General features: G+C 48.9%; 13 protein-coding genes, 4 tRNA genes and 1 pseudogene. 3 read left to right on the forward strand and 15 right to left on the reverse strand.

Annotated elements, in window-relative coordinates; genetic code table 11:
* Positions 1–159 (reverse strand): annotated as a pseudogene (locus F457_RS14125) (transposase); the annotation flags it as partial.
* 333 nt (positions 160–492) lie between these two features.
* On the opposite strand from F457_RS14125, the gene F457_RS0109825 reads away from it, so the two are divergent.
* Entirely contained in the window at positions 493–774 is a 282-nt protein-coding gene (locus F457_RS0109825; protein ID WP_018980973.1) for a hypothetical protein, read from the forward strand.
* A gap of 198 nt (positions 775–972) precedes the next feature.
* Here the strand turns inward: F457_RS0109825 and F457_RS0109830 are convergent, their stop codons facing one another.
* Together F457_RS0109830 and F457_RS0109835 are read right to left on the reverse strand one after the other, a co-directional pair.
* Positions 973–6,174 (reverse strand): type ISP restriction/modification enzyme, encoded by a 5,202-nt coding sequence (locus F457_RS0109830; RefSeq protein ID WP_018980974.1) that lies wholly within the window; start codon positions 6,172–6,174, stop codon positions 973–975.
* A gap of 611 nt (positions 6,175–6,785) precedes the next feature.
* Positions 6,786–7,172, reverse strand: coding sequence for a hypothetical protein (locus tag F457_RS0109835; RefSeq protein ID WP_018980975.1), 387 nt, complete (start codon positions 7,170–7,172; stop codon positions 6,786–6,788).
* Positions 7,173–7,663: 491 nt separating this feature from the next.
* On the opposite strand from F457_RS0109835, the gene F457_RS0109845 reads away from it, so the two are divergent.
* Complete coding sequence (locus F457_RS0109845) at positions 7,664–7,888, forward strand: helix-turn-helix domain-containing protein (RefSeq protein ID WP_026294340.1); 225 nt, start codon at positions 7,664–7,666, stop codon at positions 7,886–7,888.
* 132 nt (positions 7,889–8,020) lie between these two features.
* Here the strand turns inward: F457_RS0109845 and F457_RS0109850 are convergent.
* The 9 genes from F457_RS0109850 to ispH all read right to left on the reverse strand — a co-directional run bounded on the left by F457_RS0109850 (position 8,021) and on the right by ispH (position 12,491).
* Positions 8,021–8,097 (reverse strand) — tRNA-Arg (locus F457_RS0109850).
* A 20-nt stretch (positions 8,098–8,117) separates the two neighbouring features.
* Positions 8,118–8,194: transfer RNA gene (locus F457_RS0109855), tRNA-Pro, on the reverse strand.
* Between the two features lie 80 nt (positions 8,195–8,274).
* Entirely contained in the window at positions 8,275–8,796 is a 522-nt protein-coding gene (gpt, locus tag F457_RS0109860; protein WP_018980978.1) for a xanthine phosphoribosyltransferase, read from the reverse strand.
* A gap of 90 nt (positions 8,797–8,886) precedes the next feature.
* Positions 8,887–8,962 (reverse strand) — tRNA-Asn (locus F457_RS0109865).
* Between the two features lie 120 nt (positions 8,963–9,082).
* Positions 9,083–9,158 (reverse strand) — tRNA-Asn (locus tag F457_RS0109870).
* A gap of 83 nt (positions 9,159–9,241) precedes the next feature.
* Positions 9,242–10,030 (reverse strand): MOSC domain-containing protein, encoded by a 789-nt coding sequence (locus F457_RS0109875; protein ID WP_026294341.1) that lies wholly within the window; start codon positions 10,028–10,030, stop codon positions 9,242–9,244.
* Positions 10,031–10,042: 12 nt separating this feature from the next.
* On the reverse strand, positions 10,043–10,519 hold the full coding sequence (rnhA, locus tag F457_RS0109880) for a ribonuclease HI (RefSeq protein WP_018980980.1): 477 nt from the start codon (positions 10,517–10,519) through the stop codon (positions 10,043–10,045).
* Positions 10,512–11,462 (reverse strand): homoserine kinase, encoded by a 951-nt coding sequence (locus tag F457_RS0109885; RefSeq protein ID WP_018980981.1) that lies wholly within the window; start codon positions 11,460–11,462, stop codon positions 10,512–10,514. The genes rnhA and F457_RS0109885 overlap by 8 nt, the downstream gene beginning before the upstream one ends.
* A gap of 6 nt (positions 11,463–11,468) precedes the next feature.
* Positions 11,469–12,491 (reverse strand): 4-hydroxy-3-methylbut-2-enyl diphosphate reductase, encoded by a 1,023-nt coding sequence (gene ispH / locus F457_RS0109890; protein WP_018980982.1) that lies wholly within the window; start codon positions 12,489–12,491, stop codon positions 11,469–11,471.
* 160 nt (positions 12,492–12,651) lie between these two features.
* Between ispH and F457_RS0109895 the strand changes: the two genes are divergently transcribed.
* Positions 12,652–13,260: a hypothetical protein gene (locus tag F457_RS0109895; protein ID WP_040921075.1), complete on the forward strand. Its 609-nt coding sequence runs from the start codon at positions 12,652–12,654 to the stop codon at positions 13,258–13,260.
* Positions 13,261–13,333: 73 nt separating this feature from the next.
* Here the strand turns inward: F457_RS0109895 and F457_RS0109900 are convergent, their stop codons facing one another.
* Genes F457_RS0109900 through F457_RS0109910 form a run of 3 tightly spaced genes read right to left on the reverse strand, consistent with a single transcriptional unit; the run spans position 13,334 to position 17,435 of the window.
* Positions 13,334–14,734 carry a hypothetical protein gene (locus tag F457_RS0109900; RefSeq protein ID WP_018980984.1) on the reverse strand — a complete coding sequence of 467 codons (1,401 nt, stop codon included), beginning with the start codon at positions 14,732–14,734 and terminating at the stop codon, positions 13,334–13,336.
* A complete protein-coding gene (locus F457_RS0109905; RefSeq protein ID WP_156809431.1) occupies positions 14,731–16,101 on the reverse strand; it encodes a hypothetical protein in 1,371 nt (456 codons plus the stop codon). The genes F457_RS0109900 and F457_RS0109905 overlap by 4 nt, the downstream gene beginning before the upstream one ends.
* Positions 16,098–17,435, reverse strand: a complete 1,338-nt coding sequence (locus F457_RS0109910; RefSeq protein ID WP_018980986.1) for a hypothetical protein — start codon at positions 17,433–17,435, stop codon at positions 16,098–16,100. The genes F457_RS0109905 and F457_RS0109910 overlap by 4 nt, the downstream gene beginning before the upstream one ends.
* Positions 17,436–17,447 lie beyond the last annotated feature (12 nt).

Genomic DNA, 17,447 nt, shown 5'->3' on the forward strand with positions numbered 1-17,447 from the left:
AACCAGTGGTTCGAGCAAAGCATCCCAGACCCCTTGTTCGGCCCATCGGCGAAACCGAACGTAGACGGAATTCCATTTCCCGTAACGTTCATGCATGTCTCGCCAAGGACAACCGACACGCAGGACATACAGCATTCCGTTGAGGAAAAGCCGATTATCGTGTGCTGGACGTGACTAGCGACCGCGCTCAGGCGGCAAAAGCTCACCAATAATCGCCCATTCTGCGTCTGTTAAATCACCGCGCATACACTCTCTCCTTTCCAACGAGAAGGAGTGCATCATATGCAAAAATATTTTTGTCAACATGGCCTAGGTGATACTATAAATGAAAGTAATGCACCTAGTCATTTTATATTTTCATATGAGAAACTAAAAAAATAAGAAATAACAATAGAACCTTCTTATGTTAAATATTATGTGATAAATTCTGTTGAAAATACTCATAAAAGAATCGTCTTACAAAAGAATAATCTCAACATATCAGAACTTAACATGATTTTACATGATCTACAGAAAAATATAGATCAGATCTCTGAAGAATCTATCCTTGAACATCAAATACATATTTTTGACACTTTTTCCCCATCGCTTGTTCATCAATATTTTTTCCTTATTTTACCCATAAAGGATAAAGAGATGAGTGAATTAAATGACAAATCATCTGATAGTAGTGAGGATATAAAACAAGTTATTCTAAATATACTCCCGGAAAATGACCATACTATAGTTATTTTTTATTTTTCAAAGAAAAATGAAATTTTTAAAAATATATAAATCAGTTCTTTCTCCAGAGTGATACCGATATAAAAATTGGCCTTTCAAATATAATTCTTAACTATGTTGAAAACTCAGCATTTGGAGGTGAATATATTGAGAACAATTTCAATCCCGAAGAAAGAACGATACTATTCGATGCATTTTTTAAATCTATACAAAATTCCAATGCCTTTAAGGTTAATGACATTAATCTCTTTATATCTCCACCCCCGGTAACGTCTTCACAACCTTCATCGTCTTCAGAGACACAGTAACGACTTTTAGGAACAACTCTAGAGGATAGCGGGGGTTGTGCATTTCTTCTATGGCCCAACGATTGGCGTCGTTGGTGATGCTGCTTTTTTTGTCTGTGCTGATGCATTGCCGTTCTACTACCCAGTCTAGGGCCGGTTTGCCGTTGACGATGTAGTCATAGGCCTCTTCTGGTATGTTCGTGACTGTTACGTGCGGGTTATAGATGAGCGTTGTGCGGTCTTTCTCGCGTGCTTTGCCGCCTTTTTTGGGGGCATAGGCCATTTGCTGCACGTGAAAGGTCTCTTCCTCACTCCCGGCTGAGGTAATGTGCACGTTCTCACTCGTATCAGGGTCGTGATACGGCTTTTGCGCGTCATACTCCGTGTGCAGCACAGCCAATGTGCGCCCGGCTTGGGAAAACTGCCTAAAGGCCTCTGCTGTTTTGACGCGTGGAATGCGTGGCAGCTCTTTACTTAGAGAGGTCGCGTATTTCTGACGATACTCAGGAGAATGCAGTAGCCCATAAACATAAAAGAACACGTCTTCTTTGCTGATCTCTTCCTCTGGGTAAGCTTCTTGGAAATGTGCGAGTCCCACCTCTGTTAGAGCGTATTTCCGACGATAGCCGTTATGAGAAGCCCCGGTGCTATTATCCCGATGGAGCAGATCCGATTGCCCACCCTGCTCGGCCTCTTCTTTTTCATAGATGTAGAGAGGGAAGCATTGTGTGCCTGTCGCCGCACCTAAGGTACTAAGGTCAGGTAACCTATCAACAATAAAACAAGCAAAACGCGCTACCCCTACTCCCGTCACACAAATCGCCAAGTTTTCGGCTTCTGCGTAGGGGAAGAGTTTGAACTGTTGGTATGGCCTATGGTTAAGCACTTTACTAAAAAATATATTTTCTTTCGTAAATGGCCTGTAAGTTCCCTTTCTTATTTCACCATCATTTTTTCTCAAGATTCTATTAGAGAACAAATGATCAACCGTTGAAGATGCCCAATTGATTTTTTCTGTCGTATAGTTGGGAGATGCTTTAAACAAAGGAAGCAGTTTATCTTTTCCTCCATTTATTCCCAAATTGTGCAACCTTTTTCGTTCTTCCTCATAAACTTCCACCATACCCTCTACACTGCGCATCACTACACCGGAAGAGAAATTCCAAACCCACGCATCACGATTTGTTTGCACACCACATGAGTAGCTTTCAAAAAGCGTTCCTTCTTTTTGCGCTTTCTTACTCCCCATAGAAATAAACTCTGAGAAGCTCTCATCGCGCTGGTTAATCCACTCATGATGCTGATTAGGCGCGATCTTCTGCCAGTGCCCCGCTTGCTCTACCCCCTCAATAGAGTGGAACGTCGCGAGCCGTTCGAGCTTTTTCTCGCGCGTGAGATAGTCACCAATATCGTGAAAGAAAATGTTACCGCGCGTGGTGGCTTTGGGGTTCTTCACCAAAATGGAAATCGCGATAGGCGAACGACTACCTTCCCCAAATATCTTCCCACCCTCTTTCCGTGACGTTTCACCTGATGTGCGTTGGTTCCCCCGCAAATGGAACACATACAGGTCAGAAAACTCTTCAGCCAAACATTTCCGCACGCCAGCAGCGGCCGCGCCTTCCAAAAAGCCTGCACCACTGACAAAGCCAATCACGCCTTGCACGTCAATCCGATCCGATGACCAACGCAAGGCACGAATGTAGGAATCATAAAGGGAGTTCTTATTCGTGCTTTGCGAAAACCGCACATAGCTCTCTTCAATCGCCTTATCCAAACGTGGGTATTTAACCAACTCCGTACCATCGCCCGCTTTCGTGGCGCCTGAGGAGTAAGGCGGGTTGGCAAAGATCACGCGGATATTGCTGTCATCAGCTTCGTGGCGAATACGGTCGGCATTGCCGCGCATCCCTGCCAGACGTTCAAGGTCTTTATTGTCCAGCATGAAGGTGTCGGTAAATACGCCGCCCTTAAAAGCCGTCCACTGCCCTGTGATGCGGGCATATTCGGTTTCGATATTGATGGTCGCGATATAGTATGTCAGCAGCATGATCTCATTGGCCCAGATCATACCGCTTTCATATTTTTCCTTCATTTGCTCAAGCGATAAAATCCCCGAGGCGAGAAGACGCGCAATAAACGTGCCTGTGCCTGTAAAGGGGTCTAGCACATGCACATTCTTGGCCCCCATGCCGTGGCCAAAGCTCTTTTGCATCACCGCTTCAATCGAGTGCAAAATGAAGTCCACCACCTCTATAGGCGTATAGACCACACCAAAGGCTTTGGCATCGCGGGGGAAGGCGTTTTTAATGAACTTCTCATAGAGTGTTTTAATGAGCTTTTGCCGCCCAACCGCGTTCATCCCTCTGACAGAACGCTGCACCTCGGCCCAAAACTCCTTCAGCTCCACCCCTTCAAACTGGGCAAGCCCCGCCTCGCGAAAAGCCTGCACGCAGGGTTCCAGCTCACGCGCAACGGGGTTCTTTTCCGTCCGGCTGGCTTCACCATCCCCAAAGAGCGCTTCAAAAAGCGGCATGGTGACAATATGCTGGGCCAGCATCCCGGTAAGCTGGTCTTCTGACACCGCATTATTAAGCGTCTTACGGATATTCTTCAGCAAGGTTGAGAACGCTTTGCGGGCATTGTCATAGTCCGCATTGCTCGTGCTTTTGCGCATACGCGTAATTTCGGTCATGAGCTGCTGAGCAATAAACCCGGCCTTCTTGGCCCATTCATCCCAATACACGCCACTGCCCAGGCGCTTCACAAGCCGCGCCCGCACCGCCCCACCAAAAGCATCGACCTCATGGCGAATATGCTGCTCAAGCTCTAGGTCAAGGTTCTGCGTGTCGTTGCCGTCCTGAGACGAACGCTGCTGCTTCTTTTCGCGGCGCTCTTTGTTCCGTTTGGCCTGTGCTTCACGTTGTGCTTGCGTGGCATCGCTGCCCAGCATATCCGTACCACCATCAGCGGCGCGTTCTTCGTCTGTCTTCTTCCGCTGTGGAAGGGCTGTGACGGTCAGCAAGTTCGTAATACGCCCACGTGCGCCAATGGCCACTTGGTTCGCGTCCGCTTCCAACTGCGGGTCATGCGAGCGCAGCGCTGCGGCAATCTTCCATAAAGACGCAAAGCCCGAGCCGCTATGGTCAAGATGCTGCTCAATATTTTCATCGGGAATAAAGTCAGGGATCACAATCGGCACGATGATATAGCCCAACGACTTTCCCGGTGCTTTCCGCATCACACGCCCAACGGACTGAATAATATCCGCTGTGGAATTGCGTGGAGATAGAAACAACGCCGCATCCAATGAGGGCACATCAATGCCTTCAGACAAGCACCGCACATTGGAGAGAATACGTGATGTTCCCTCCGGTGTATCGGCCTTTAGCCACCGCAAGGCTTCCTCACGCTCGCTCCCCGTCATAGACCCATCAACATGCCGTGCCTCGGCCTGTTTGTCTGTTAGGCCATTTTCTTGGTCATAAAGATTGGCCACATGAGAGAAAACGCGTGCAATCTTCTTGGAAGAAACCAGCGCTGTATCTTCCTCAATCGCCCCACAAAAAGCCACGGCCCGCTTCATTTGCTGAGGAATGGGCTTTTCAGCCCCTTCAGCTCCCGTTTCTGTCACGAGGTCATGCCCTAACATCGCTCGCCAGCAGCCAATAATCCGCGAGGCATCATCAAGATTCACCCGCGCTTGCTCGGCCTCGTCCTTCAGCTTTCCGCCGCGCTTACGTCCTGTTTTTTGGGGCACCTCCTCCATGTTTGCTTCTGCTGCTTGGCGGTCATCCTCATGTGACGAGTTCGCCAGTATTTTCCGCACATCGCTTTGCTGAATACGCAGCACCACAAGACGATAATCGCACAAATAGCCATCATCCACGGCCTGACGAAAGCTATAGGCAAAGACGACTGGCCCGTAGGTCTTCTCATCATCCATAGATGCCAGCACCATCGCCTTCTGACTGGCCTTCTGCTTCGTCTCACCCGCATAAATACGCGGCGTTGCCGTCATATAGAGGCGGTGCTTAGCTTGGAGATACGCCCCATCATGCACCGCTTGGAACATGCCGGGGTCATCCCCCTGCTCCACAAGTCCTGTTGTGCGGTGGGCTTCATCGCAAATCACCAGATCAAACTCTGGCAAGCCATACGCTTCTTTTTGTGCCTCATGCACGGTCGCAATCGACTGATACGTCGCGAACACCACCGTCATGCTCAGCTTTTCTGCTGCCTGACCTTTTTGAAAGGACTTTACGAGCGAGGCTGGCTCCGTCGTGGCAGGATAAGACAGCGTCTGAATGACAAAACGCGCCCCTTCCCCATCCACAACACGTTTGCCGATGTCTGAATCAGAACACACAACATGGGGCGTAATGGCCGTGCTGGCTTTGTTCGTCCACGCATCCAACGTCTGCTGCACAAGCCCTAGCGATGGCGCAAGAAACAGCACCGTCTTGCCAGCACCTGCAACCTCTTCTGCAATCGCTAATGAGGTGAGCGTCTTCCCTGTTCCGCACGCCATATGAAGCTGCGCACGCTCTTTGCTTTGCTCACAAAAAGCCTCATGACAGGCCGCCACTGCGGAAACCTGATACGCCCGTAATGAGAGCGGTTCACGCGCGCCCTCTGTTAAAAGAGCCTCCTCCGGCACGTAATGCGCCCAATCAAACCCACTTTCTTCCAATCCTTGTTGATCAACAATAATCAACCTGTTTTCATAGGCTGTCTTCTGCGCATTATCCCCTAATGGCGCCGTCGTAATCAGCAAACGATCGGAAAAACTGCTTTCTCTAAGTGGGCTGGCAGAGATAAACGAATCAATTTCTTTTTTGGAAACACGCGCGCCCGAGGTGAAAAACTTACATTGGATGGCAACAGCACGACCATCATGACGCACGCCCACCAGATCAATGCCCGTATCACGCCCATCTGATACATGCTCCGCATGCTCTGCGGCCCATTGTGCATAGGTCTTAACGGCCTGAAACAGCGCTTTCCAACGCGGGCTATTCTTCAGATACGTGAGGCATAATTGTTCAAAGTTCGTGCCCCGATCCCGGTTCGTCGGAGACGATGTATCAATCCATCCGAGCAGTTTTTCTAAAGGCGTTTCCTGAGACGATAAAACAGTGGAAGCAAGAGTATTCTCAGGCATGGGCACGACCTTTTCACACGCACGGATAGCAATCACGCCACTATATCGTTGTCTCTCATCGCTGACGAGATGCTCTGGAATGAAAAACTTTCTCTACTACTACCTGTTTTTTAACCCCCACCCTCCATGTGAACGCTGGTCCATTGGGGGATGGGGAACGACAACATATGCTACATTCTTTACTAGGCGCGTTGTATAAATTTCTATTGAGAAGGTTCCATATACATCTTTAACTCCCCCATATACAAAGGGAGTATCGCTCGTACGTACATATAGAAGAAGGCATATATCTTCTTCCAATGAAGAGCTTGGCAGGTTTTCTCTGCGTTCGATAGTGCCTCTACCGCAAGGCCTTTGTTACTAGCCTTAATCGCTCGTAAAAGACCAAACCTTTGCTCCAGCCGCTTTTCCCTCTACGTTAAGTCGCTTTAATGTTTTTAGAATCCCAGCACTGCCCTTGCCGAGCATTCCCATAAGTTATTCTGTCGTTTTTATCCCCTTTATTATTTTTTTTGCAAGTTAATATTTCATTGGTACACCAATGACATATTAACTACTTAAAAAAGAGATATATTATAATAAATACATAATTTTACACAACACTAATATTTTTATATTCTTTGTTTTGCATTATGAATCAATGATTCTATTGTCGATATAGCAACGCTTGTCTTTTCATATAATTCACTACAAATTTCTCGATATTTTTTATTGTTATCTAAATCTTTTTTCGCTTCATTACGCACAATCATAATGCCGTTACGTGCGTGATGAAGCATCGTTATCCGCTCTTCTGACGCGCATGTCGAAAATACAGCCCGATCATACCACACTCGAGCCCCATCCGCTTTGCCAGCGACAGAGGCCCAAGAAAATCTATTGAAGATACCTCGATTAGCATAACTGAGAACTTGAGAAGTCTTTGCTATATCTCGTAAAAAATCAGAGAATTCTTTTGTGAGATCGTCCACAGATCTATCGTTGCGTGTAGCCATCATAAAACTCCATAATATTGAAAGGTCATTCTTCAGAGAAGAAAAACAGCGGCATGAATCCGGTAGCTTCCTACCTCATCCTGCTAAAAAGCTCGTCCACCATCTGAGGCAGGATGAACAACAACCCAGGGCTCGCCACCAAGACACCTCCCCACCATGGCCACCCCAAAACATTCACTGCTCCCATGTAACTACCGACAACCAAAACAATCGACGTGCGAAAGAAAAAGGCGATACCAAGAGCGAACACTGCAAACAGTGTCCCTATCAACGCCTGGAGGCCCATAAAACTTAGATACAAATCAAAAACACCCAGCCCGCTAGGCCTAAAAAGATAAAAGGCACTTTCCTGCTCTCCCAATCAAACAAACTACTTTATCAGCCAATAGACACCCTTCTGCTTACGCGTGACGTCAAAAAGTGCTGCATTTATAAATATCCTATTTTGGGATATTTATAAATCTCATTTCTACAAGGCCTTTCTGGAGGCTCTCATGAAATCTATTTTTTCCGATCGGTACACAAAAATGCTGCAGTTACTCATTACTGCACGTAAGGAAAAACCTCTTACACAGGTGGAGCTCGCCCGGCAGCTCAAAAAGCCTCAATCTTTCGTCTCAAAATATGAGCTTGGCGAAAGACGCATTGATGTTATCGAATTTATGGTGATTTGTGAGGCAATCTCTACCGACCCTTGTGACATTATCCGGCAACTTTAGCGGGACCAACGCAACTTACAGCGCACAGAGCCATATAGTCATGCACTGGAATTTGTGCCCTATACGTTCCTGGTGGGGAACGTCACTCAATTTTTTAAGGAAAGGAATGTAAGAAAAACCGCAGTTTTTGGCTGGTGCGCCCTGCTGGATTCGAACCAGCGACCCACAGCTTAGAAGGCTGTTGCTCTATCCAGCTGAGCTAAGGGCGCTCTGCCTTCGTAATCTGCAGTGGTCGGGGCGCCCGGACTCGAACCGGGGGCCTCTTGTACCCAAAACAAGCGCGCTACCAGGCTGCGCCACGCCCCGACGACAAGGAGGTGTATAGGAGAGCTTAGCTAAATAGGCAAGAGGGTTTCTTGCCTATTTCACTGTTTTTTTTAAAAAAATTAGCTTTTCGTGCCGCGATTAAGAGGTGGAACAAAAAGAGGTGCGGTATCCCATGGGAATAAAACCCAGGTATCCTGCGGGACTTCCGTCACAAAATGGTCTGTGAAAGGCTTCCCATCAGGCTTTGCATAAAGACATGCAAAAACAGCTTTTGGCAGCATCTCGCGCACGTAACGAGCTGTCACGCCGGAATCAACGAGGTCATCAACAATGAGGAAGCCCTCACCATCACCAGCTGCCTCTGGTGCTTTTAATGTAACGGGTTTTTGTTGTGTCCCCTCCTCTGCCTCATAGCTGACGACGGAGACGCTTTCGATTAAACGACACCCTAGCTCACGGCCAAGAATCGCCGTTGGGATAAGGCCACCTCGTGTAATCGCGACAAGACCACGGAATGGCTTATGCTTGTGCATAAGCTCCGTTGCCAACAAACGGGCATCACGATGAAGCTGATCCCACGTAACGGTCGCATAGTTTACATTCTGAGGTGTAGTATTTTGTGTTGCTGTCATGCGTTTCATCTGCCTTCAGTCGACAAATTTTGCAACTCTTTGAGCCAAAGAAAGTACAGCAATAAAAAAGCCCAAGCACAAGGCCTGGGCTTTTAAAATTGGCTCCCGAAGTAGGACTCGAACCTACGACCCAACGATTAACAGTCGTTTGCTCTACCAACTGAGCTATTCGGGATCAGATGGGTGTCTTTTACCTAAACAACCCGCAGAGGTAAACCCCCTATTTATCTTTTAGATGCAGAAGAAGCCGCATGATATAAAAAAAGCCCAAGCACAAGGCTTAGGCTTTTAAAATTGGCTCCCGAAGTAGGACTCGAACCTACGACCCAACGATTAACAGTCGTTTGCTCTACCAACTGAGCTATTCGGGATCAGGTGGAAATTCTTTTATCTAAATGACACGCCGAGGTAAACCCCCCTTCTGTGAAAAAAAATCATAACAGCCTGTTTTCTTTTAAAGACAACGCACAGAATCACCCAACTTCACGCGCCCCGGCTTTTCTACAATGACATTTTGGCCAAACATGATCCCCTTTTCCTGTCGTCGGAAAGTGCCGAGCTCTTTAAGAGGCTGCCCGGCTTCAGGAATGTGTCCGCTTGCTTGATCAACCGTTGTCATAATGCAGCGTGAGCATGGCTTTACCACCCGTAAAACAGCCTCTCCTACCGCAAGCAGGCCCCATCGGTCTTCCGCCCACGGTAGCGCTCCTGAGACAACGATGTTGGGACGAAAGCGTTCCATTGACACTGGATGAGCCAAACGCTCGTTCAGGTTATTCAGTGAAGCTTCTGTGCACAGCAAACCTGGGAAACCATCGGCAAAAGATGTTGGATAGTCATATCCCTTATAATGCTGTTTCCGCGCTTTTTGGGGCTCATCCATATATACAAGGCGACACGCCTTCCCAAGGATGGAAGAAAGCCACTCAGCGGCTTTATCACCAGCATCACATGTTAAAACGTCACTCTTCCAAACAGTGACTGACTGCCTATCTGATCGGCTGGGACAATCTACATCAAGACTGGCAGCATGCTCACGTGTAAGAGTTAAACCATTTTCTCGCATGATAGGCTTAATCTGAGCCATCACGGGCAGTTGACGCTGCGTTAAAAAACGCCCTTCCGCATCAACCACCATCCATCGCCGATCCCTCTCTGGCCCCCATGGTTCAAAGGTGAATGACGAACAGGATACGCCACCTAAACTTTTAACTGGGTAGATATGCAGAGAGGCAACCTTCACAACCCCACTCCTCTATGAAGCATCCGATGCTTCAAGCTCTTCCCGCCCCTGGGTCGCGAGCTGATCAACACGCTCATTTTCCACATGGCCTGCATGGGCTTTTACCCAATGCCATTCGACATCATGGCGTTTAGATACATCTAAAATACGACGCCATAAATCCATATTAGCAACAGGATCACCCGATGCATTGCGCCAATTCCGTCGCACCCATCCTGTATGCCACCGCGTAATCCCATTCCTGAGATATTCACTATCGGTTGTCAGATGGACGGTGCAACGCTTGGTCAATGTTTCTAGGGCAACGGCGGCAGCTGTAAGCTCCATACGATTATTCGTCGTTTCAGCTTCACCACCTTTTAGCTCACGCTCACGCCCTTGGCAGCGTAGCAATATGCCCCATCCTCCCGGACCCGGGTTCGGTTTACAGCCCCCGTCTGTCCAAATTTCAACATACGGAACTGTTTCGTCAGAAGATGTGTCAGACATAGTCCTGCTCCGCAAAAAAGGCCAAGCGCTTTTGGTATTCCCACGGATCTTTCCGCGTTACCAATGCATCCTTTGGAGTATGCACCCAATCATAAAGACGCGTTAGCAAAAAGCGTAATGCGGCCCCCTGACACAGAATCGGTAAAAAAGCACGCTCTTGGGGGGAAAGAGGGCGAATAGCTTCGTAGCCCTTGATCATAGATTGTGCCCATTCTGAGCGATAGGTCATATCCTGATCAAAGCACCATGCATTAAGACAAATCGCGAGGTCGTACGCCAGAAAATCTGTACAGGCGAAGTAGAAATCAATCACACCGCTCAGAGCGCTCTGATTAAAAAAGACATTATCAGGGAACATATCCGCATGGATCGGGCCGCGCGGCAATGTTTGCTCGTCTGGCCAATGCTCTTCCAGCCATGCCAAACGGCTCTGCGCCTCTGTTATGAGAGCCTCTAGTGACGGATCACCACCACTCCTGCAACGCTCTAAAAGGTCTTTCCACCCCAGAACATCAAGCGCATTCCGCCGCATGGGTGCATAACCCTGCCCGACTTGATGCAACCGCGCCATCATGCGGCCAACTGCCTCACAAGACGAAGTATCATACTCTGTAAGAGACTTACCTTGAAGGAACGTAACAATGACAGCTGGACGCCCAGCGAGGGTTCGCAACGCTTCCCCGTCACGACCAACCACAGGAAGGGGGCACGCAATTCCCTCTTGGGCCAAATGCCCCATAAAACCCAGAAACCAAGGAAGTTCTTCTGGGTTCATACGCTTTTCAAAAAGCGTGAGGATAAACACGCCCTTTGTTGTGGTGAGACGAAAATTACTATTTTCGATCCCCTCGGCAATCCCCTCATAAGATTGAAGGGTACCGAGGTCATAAGACGTCAAAAAATGACGTAATGCGTCTTCCTGTAGCTCCGTATACACGGCCATGACTAATCAATGTGCTCCTGACAGCGGGTGAGGCAAGCGGAAATTGATATTTTCCTCTTTCACAATGCGTTCTTCAATTTGTACATCAAAACGCAAGGAAAGCTCTCTGATCATTTCCTGAACAAGACTTTCTGGCGCAGAGGCCCCCGCACTCATGCCGAGTGTTTTGACCCCTTCAAGCTCGCTCCAGTCCATATCAGCCACTTTCGGGACGAGGAGCGCACGTTTTGCCAAAGAGCGTTCCGCCACTTCTCGCAAACGCTGAGAGTTAGAAGAGTTCGTCGCACCAATAACGACAACAAGATCACATTCAGCGGCCAATTCTTTAACCGCTGTTTGGCGATTCGTCGTCGCATAACAAATATCTTCGCGGCGTGGCCCTTCAATTTTAGGGAAACGCTCCCGCAAGATCGCAACAATCTCTGACGTATCGTCAACAGAAAGCGTTGTCTGCGTAATAAAAGCGAGCTTGTCAGGGTCAGCAGGCTCAACAGCCGCTGCCTCTTCCGCATCATTGATGAGTGTAACAGCTCCAGGCGGGAGCTGGCCCATCGTACCAACGACTTCAGGATGCCCCGCATGGCCAATCATGAGAATATGACGCTGCTCATCACCGCCACCAGCGAAGTGACGCTCAGCCTCACGGTGCACTTTGGACACCAGCGGGCACGTCGCATCAAGATAGATAAGGTTGCGGCGCTCAGCTTCTGCAGGCACTGACTTAGGCACACCATGGGCGGAAAACACCACATGAGCATCTTGTGGCACTTCATCAAGTTCTTCCACAAAGATAGCACCTTGAGCCTCAAGCCCTTCCACAACCGTACGGTTATGGACAATTTCATGGCGCACATAGACGGGCGCACCATAACGGCGCAACGCCTCCTCAACCACGCGGATAGCACGGTCAACCCCCGCGCAAAAACCACGCGGGCCTGCAAGCAAAAGACGCAAGGAACGCTTAGGCGTTGGTGCATCTGCCCCGGGGGGTGCAGAGGTTGAAGGTTCTGGTCTCGTCTGTTCTGACATAATCTTCCCCAGGCAGGCGATAATCACTATGATAAAAAGGCGTCAACGCTCTTACAGGGGTGTAAGAGGGGTTTTGACACACTCACTCAGGCGCTTATATCGGATGGATTGCCTCTTGGCGCAATGTCTGCGCCGTTTTCTTGTGGAGTTTCTGCGACTGATGTCCACGCCTCGCCTTCATTTTTCCTCGTTTCTTCGCGTGGCAGGCCCCGCCTGTGCCCTCTTAGCCCTAGGCGGACTGGGAGGCTGTGGTGAAGAAGATACAGGCCTTAGTGCCTTTGCACCTGCCTGCCCTCATTTCGATGTGCCCGGCTCTATTGCTGATCGTTTTGTCTATAACGGTAAGGGACTCGATATTGGGAACCAAATTAGCCATACGCAAATCCTCGCTGTGAACGGGGATTGCAGTGACGGGCCTAAAGACGCACAGCATCGCCCGCTGACACGTGTCCGCCTCAGCCTTGCCCTCCAACAAGAGCGCGGCCCAGCGGCAACCCATACATCAGAAGATGTGCCCTATTTTGTCGCCGTGGTGCAGGATGGAAAGATCATTGATAAAAAGACCTTCACCGACACTGTGCGCATTCCTCCATCACACGATACGCAGCGCCTCAACACACCGCTCCGCTTTATCGATATCCCGACGGGGAAGAACCCACAAGTCAGTCCTTACTCAATGGAAATCGGCTTTCAGCTTACGCGTGATGAACTAAATTATAATCGGCAACATCTCAAAAATGTGGCGAACTTTGAAAGCCACGTCCAATAAGCCATAAGCCTCTAGCCCTTCATTCAGCGAGCCTTTTGTTGCTCGCTTTTCAATGACGGGCTAGCGCCTTGGCTTACAAACCTTTCCGCCGGCGATAATGACGAATCTGCCGCGTATAGTTCCCCATAGGCAAGCTACGATTAGCCCCACCATAACACCAGAAATGCACAAACCCACGGGCACGCTCTGGGGCCATGCTGCCATACTCTTTCACAATCGGAGAGTTTGGATCCCCTCCAACATCGGTCACACTATTGATCAATGTTGCGTCAAATGCATCTATTTTACGCAAAGCATAATTCATCACGGATTGTTCATGGAACGGGATGCTGCCACGACCGTGCATGTCTGTATAAATTAAATTCGTCAAAAACGCTGGATCTAATAAATGCCGTTGCGCCTTTACATTAGGCACAAGAAAAACACCCGTATTAAAGCCAGCTTCTGTCCGCCCTAAATTGTATGGATCCTTAGAATAGAGAACCGCTCCATTACTCTGCGAATGTCGGAAATCCCCATTAAAATTCTCTAGCTGCGCACTCGACATCCGCTCTAAAGCACCGCGTAGTAAGTTCGGCTCAATGGGTGCATTCACCGCAATATCGCCATCCATATAGAGCAAAGGCGCGTAATCATCGAGCACCCCAGAACTAAAGAGTGTCTGTCGTGTTGAAATATAGTCAGGGTAATCAAATGCACTCATCGTGATAATACGGCATTGATCCCGCATAGAAGGAGGCATGGCGCTTTCAATTTGCTCCGATAGTAAATTCGTCGCAACCAGAATCTCTCCCGTATAAAAGCCCGGGTTCATAAGACTTTCTAATGATGTCCGGAATTCTTGTAAGACCTTATCACCGAAAACAACGTAAAGAACGCCCGGCCGATAAAGAGCGGCACGATATACATTCCGCTCCGCCATGAATAACAACTCATGCGGTGCCGGTTGTTTCATAATCGCTTCACAAAATTGATCAAAATCGACCCACAGCGACCCAAATTTTAACGAACGGAAGCTACTTTTCCACTCATCTATCGTTGCCTTCTCTCCATCAGGGCCCAGCGACCACGTCTGTCGGGCAACCGCCCACAGCTTTGTAAAATCCTCCCATGGGATAAGGCGGAACATACTGCGGTCCCCAAAACGCTCTGGGTCGCCCTCCACCACGTCCACAGCATCTTGTGCCGACACAGAAAGATAGCCGCCTTTTTCCTTTAAACGAACAAGACCGGACTCATTCGTTGTTTCAATCGTCATTAATCCCGCAGAAACGGCACGGTTAGGGCGGCCCGAGAGAAAATCATACCATAACGTATAAGGCGGCGCGCTCAGAAAGCTCCATTTATCGCCCTTCTGACCAAGCGACATAACTGTATCGAGCGTTTCTAGCCCTCCTAAACGGCCACAAAAAAGCCCTTCCTCTGCCGCACACGGCACCCGAAAATCATGGGTGATCAGAGCATAACGTATCATGATACCGTCCTTGGCAAACTCTCAAGATGAGACCGCATAAGAGCCGTACGATGGCTATCCAACCATTCCTCACAACACAAAAACGTGCCGTCCACCTGTCCGGGCATTGCTGGGTCGTTAAGGTTACAGTCCCGCTGCGTTAACAAAGCTGGATCAAACGCCCCCAAAACAGCGGCGACATAATGAAAAATACCCGCCTCATACTCAGCATAAGCTGGGTGACGCGGCTTTCCTAAATAGGATACGGCAGAGCGTAGCGCCTCTTCTAGAAAGATTTTTTGCTGGCGCGTTGACGGCAACACCACTACGGACATCGTAAATCCATACCGTATCTTATGCCCCTCCGGCAGCGCTGCTCCTAGAAACGCCCCATGTTTGTTTGCTTGAGGAACATCATCCCCTTCAAAAACATGTTCGACGGGCGCCCCCAGAGAGGAGCCCCCCTGCGCAAAGCGTCGTAAAGTCTTGTCGATAGGTCGTGTCACAAGGACAGAACTTTTCAAGCAAACAACAGGAGCGTAATCATCAAACATCCCACTCACCAAAGACGCTAAGAGAGGCATCGCCTTGTCACGCTCTCCGCCCATAGATAAACGTACTAAGCGATAACGTCCTTTTAACTCAGCAGGAATGAACGCTTCAACACGCTGAGCAGGCATAGCTGATGCAATACAAACATTCCCTTGATAGCGTCCGCATTCGACCAGACTACGGAGAGAAAGCGCCAATTCTGCAAGCTGTTCTGCCTGCGTTAGGGAGTAAAAGACCACCGGTTTATAAGGGACAGCCCGATGAATGGAACGCTCAGCCATAACCAGCAGGGCCTGTTGTGACAGGCGCTGCCGCTCTCGAGCCGCTATGAGGAAGTCCTTAAACTCAACAACCAAGCGTCCAAAATGGATCTCCCATATCGTGCTTTCGCCACTACAAGCCTGTGCTAGACGTTGATGATCTCCCAGCACCCAGCGCTCTTTCATGACATGCCAAAGGGCACGCACATCATCACCGTCCAACAAACGGAAACGGCATTCACGCCGATGAGCCATCGCCCCAAAAGGAGTTATCGCTCCGGAGAGTTGTGCATGAAAATAGCCATCTAGCCCGGTGAGGCGACAAATACCCGCATCGAAAAGATCGCCCTCCACCTCAATACGAGCTTCAGGAACGCAACGATCAAAACAGCCTGCATTAATGTCATACCACCACCGCTCAGGCGTATGCGTTACAAGGTTCCACCCTCCATTATACCACTGAAGTGACACAACATGAGTGAGGTCTGCCAGGGTGTCTAAAGCTCGCGCAATAAGTTTGCCATGTTCCATACATAGAACGCGCAGATCGTACGTCAGAAGGGCAGAGGTCATCACATGCCGGCTCCCCACAACTCCTTCACGTTTTTATAATAACGCTCCATCCTCTCATGGCGTTTATCATCCGCAGCAAAGCCAGACAGACCATTTGCATGAAATGGATTGAGCTCTTCATCACATTCATGATGGAGGAGAGTTTCTACAAGAGAAGGAGAAAAGTCTCCAACCTGCCGCAGCCCATAATTGAGGATTGACTGCGCTTCACAAGGGATAACGTTCTCTCCATATTCTTTGATACAGAGAGATAGTAAATCAAATGCTTTCTCTAGATACGGGCGGTGTAAAGTGACATGAGGAACAACCATAAGCCCCGAAAGCTGCCCTGCTTTCAGCCCTGCGATAACGTCACGCTCTTGTGGCTCCGTTGAAAATTCAGGATGGTGAAAATAGCCCTTTGCTGATACGCAACGTGCCAAAGCGCAACGCCCTAAGAAGCTTTCAATATTTTGGTCGAAAACAACACCGGCCTCTACAAAAAGCAGCGGCGTATAGTCTGCCAGCATATCGGGATCAGCCATCAAGCGAGCACGTGTGCGCAAAGCTGCAAAGCGGTCTTCATCCTCAACCGACACCACGCGGATCACCTTGCTATCATGATTTGGGGGAAAACAAGCCCTTACTTTTCCCTCAGGTTGGTTGGACGTGACCATAACCTCCCCGTGATATTGTCCAAGGCTTTCCAAACTCTCCAGAGCAATGGGCAATTCCTCCAATGAAGACGCGCCAAAAGACTCAATAACGATAAGAGGATTGTAATCTGTAAAGCGCCAGATCTTCCATTCCTCATTCAGTAGTAAATCACCGTGATGCTGTGACTGGCGCGCAGCTTCTATAAATTGTTCAAAAGAGACTTTAATATCCCCAATAAAAAGCTCTTCAACGGTGCTTTTTTCAATCTCTATACGAACGTGTTCGCCACTTGGGCCACACACCCATCGTTTGGCCAACATCTCACGTAAAAGCATCAATTCATCTAGCGCCATAAAGCGCAACACAGCCGCTGCCAACGGTTCCTTCGCGTCAAAACGAATATGACCCGACCAATCAACACTTAAATAATGACCATTGGCACGCAGAAGATTAAGCTTAACACCACGTACGTCAAACGCGACACCCTGTGCTGGCAGTAATGACACCATCTTTTTCGACACGGGGTCATACCAGCGCACAGGCTGCGAAACAGAACGAAGATACCAGTGCACCCCCTGTTGAACGAGGCCAACAAGCCCCTCAAGGGGGCCCTCGCTGTTCAAAGAACGCGCGTAGAATTGGCCATCTTCTCCAACACAGATCACCTGACAGTCAGGTGTCATGAGAACCTGAAGGCTCACTTAGCTTTCTCC

The sequence above is a fragment of the Saccharibacter floricola DSM 15669 genome, from assembly GCF_000378165.1.
Classification (GTDB): Bacteria; Pseudomonadota; Alphaproteobacteria; order Acetobacterales; family Acetobacteraceae; genus Saccharibacter; species Saccharibacter floricola.

What these genes read in the sequence shown, in the direction of transcription:
- F457_RS0109825 (WP_018980973.1), top strand. Translation starts at nt 493, where the DNA reads ATGATTTTACATGATCTACAGAAAAATATAGATCAGATCTCTGAAGAA.
- F457_RS0109830 (WP_018980974.1), bottom strand. Translation starts at nt 6,174, where the DNA reads ATGCCTGAGAATACTCTTGCTTCCACTGTTTTATCGTCTCAGGAAACG.
- F457_RS0109835 (WP_018980975.1), bottom strand. Translation starts at nt 7,172, where the DNA reads ATGATGGCTACACGCAACGATAGATCTGTGGACGATCTCACAAAAGAA.
- F457_RS0109845 (WP_026294340.1), top strand. Translation starts at nt 7,664, where the DNA reads ATGAAATCTATTTTTTCCGATCGGTACACAAAAATGCTGCAGTTACTC.
- gpt (WP_018980978.1), bottom strand. Translation starts at nt 8,796, where the DNA reads ATGAAACGCATGACAGCAACACAAAATACTACACCTCAGAATGTAAAC.
- rnhA (WP_018980980.1), bottom strand. Translation starts at nt 10,519, where the DNA reads ATGTCTGACACATCTTCTGACGAAACAGTTCCGTATGTTGAAATTTGG.
- F457_RS0109885 (WP_018980981.1), bottom strand. Translation starts at nt 11,462, where the DNA reads ATGGCCGTGTATACGGAGCTACAGGAAGACGCATTACGTCATTTTTTG.
- ispH (WP_018980982.1), bottom strand. Translation starts at nt 12,491, where the DNA reads ATGTCAGAACAGACGAGACCAGAACCTTCAACCTCTGCACCCCCCGGG.
- F457_RS0109895 (WP_040921075.1), top strand. Translation starts at nt 12,652, where the DNA reads ATGTCCACGCCTCGCCTTCATTTTTCCTCGTTTCTTCGCGTGGCAGGC.
- F457_RS0109900 (WP_018980984.1), bottom strand. Translation starts at nt 14,734, where the DNA reads ATGATACGTTATGCTCTGATCACCCATGATTTTCGGGTGCCGTGTGCG.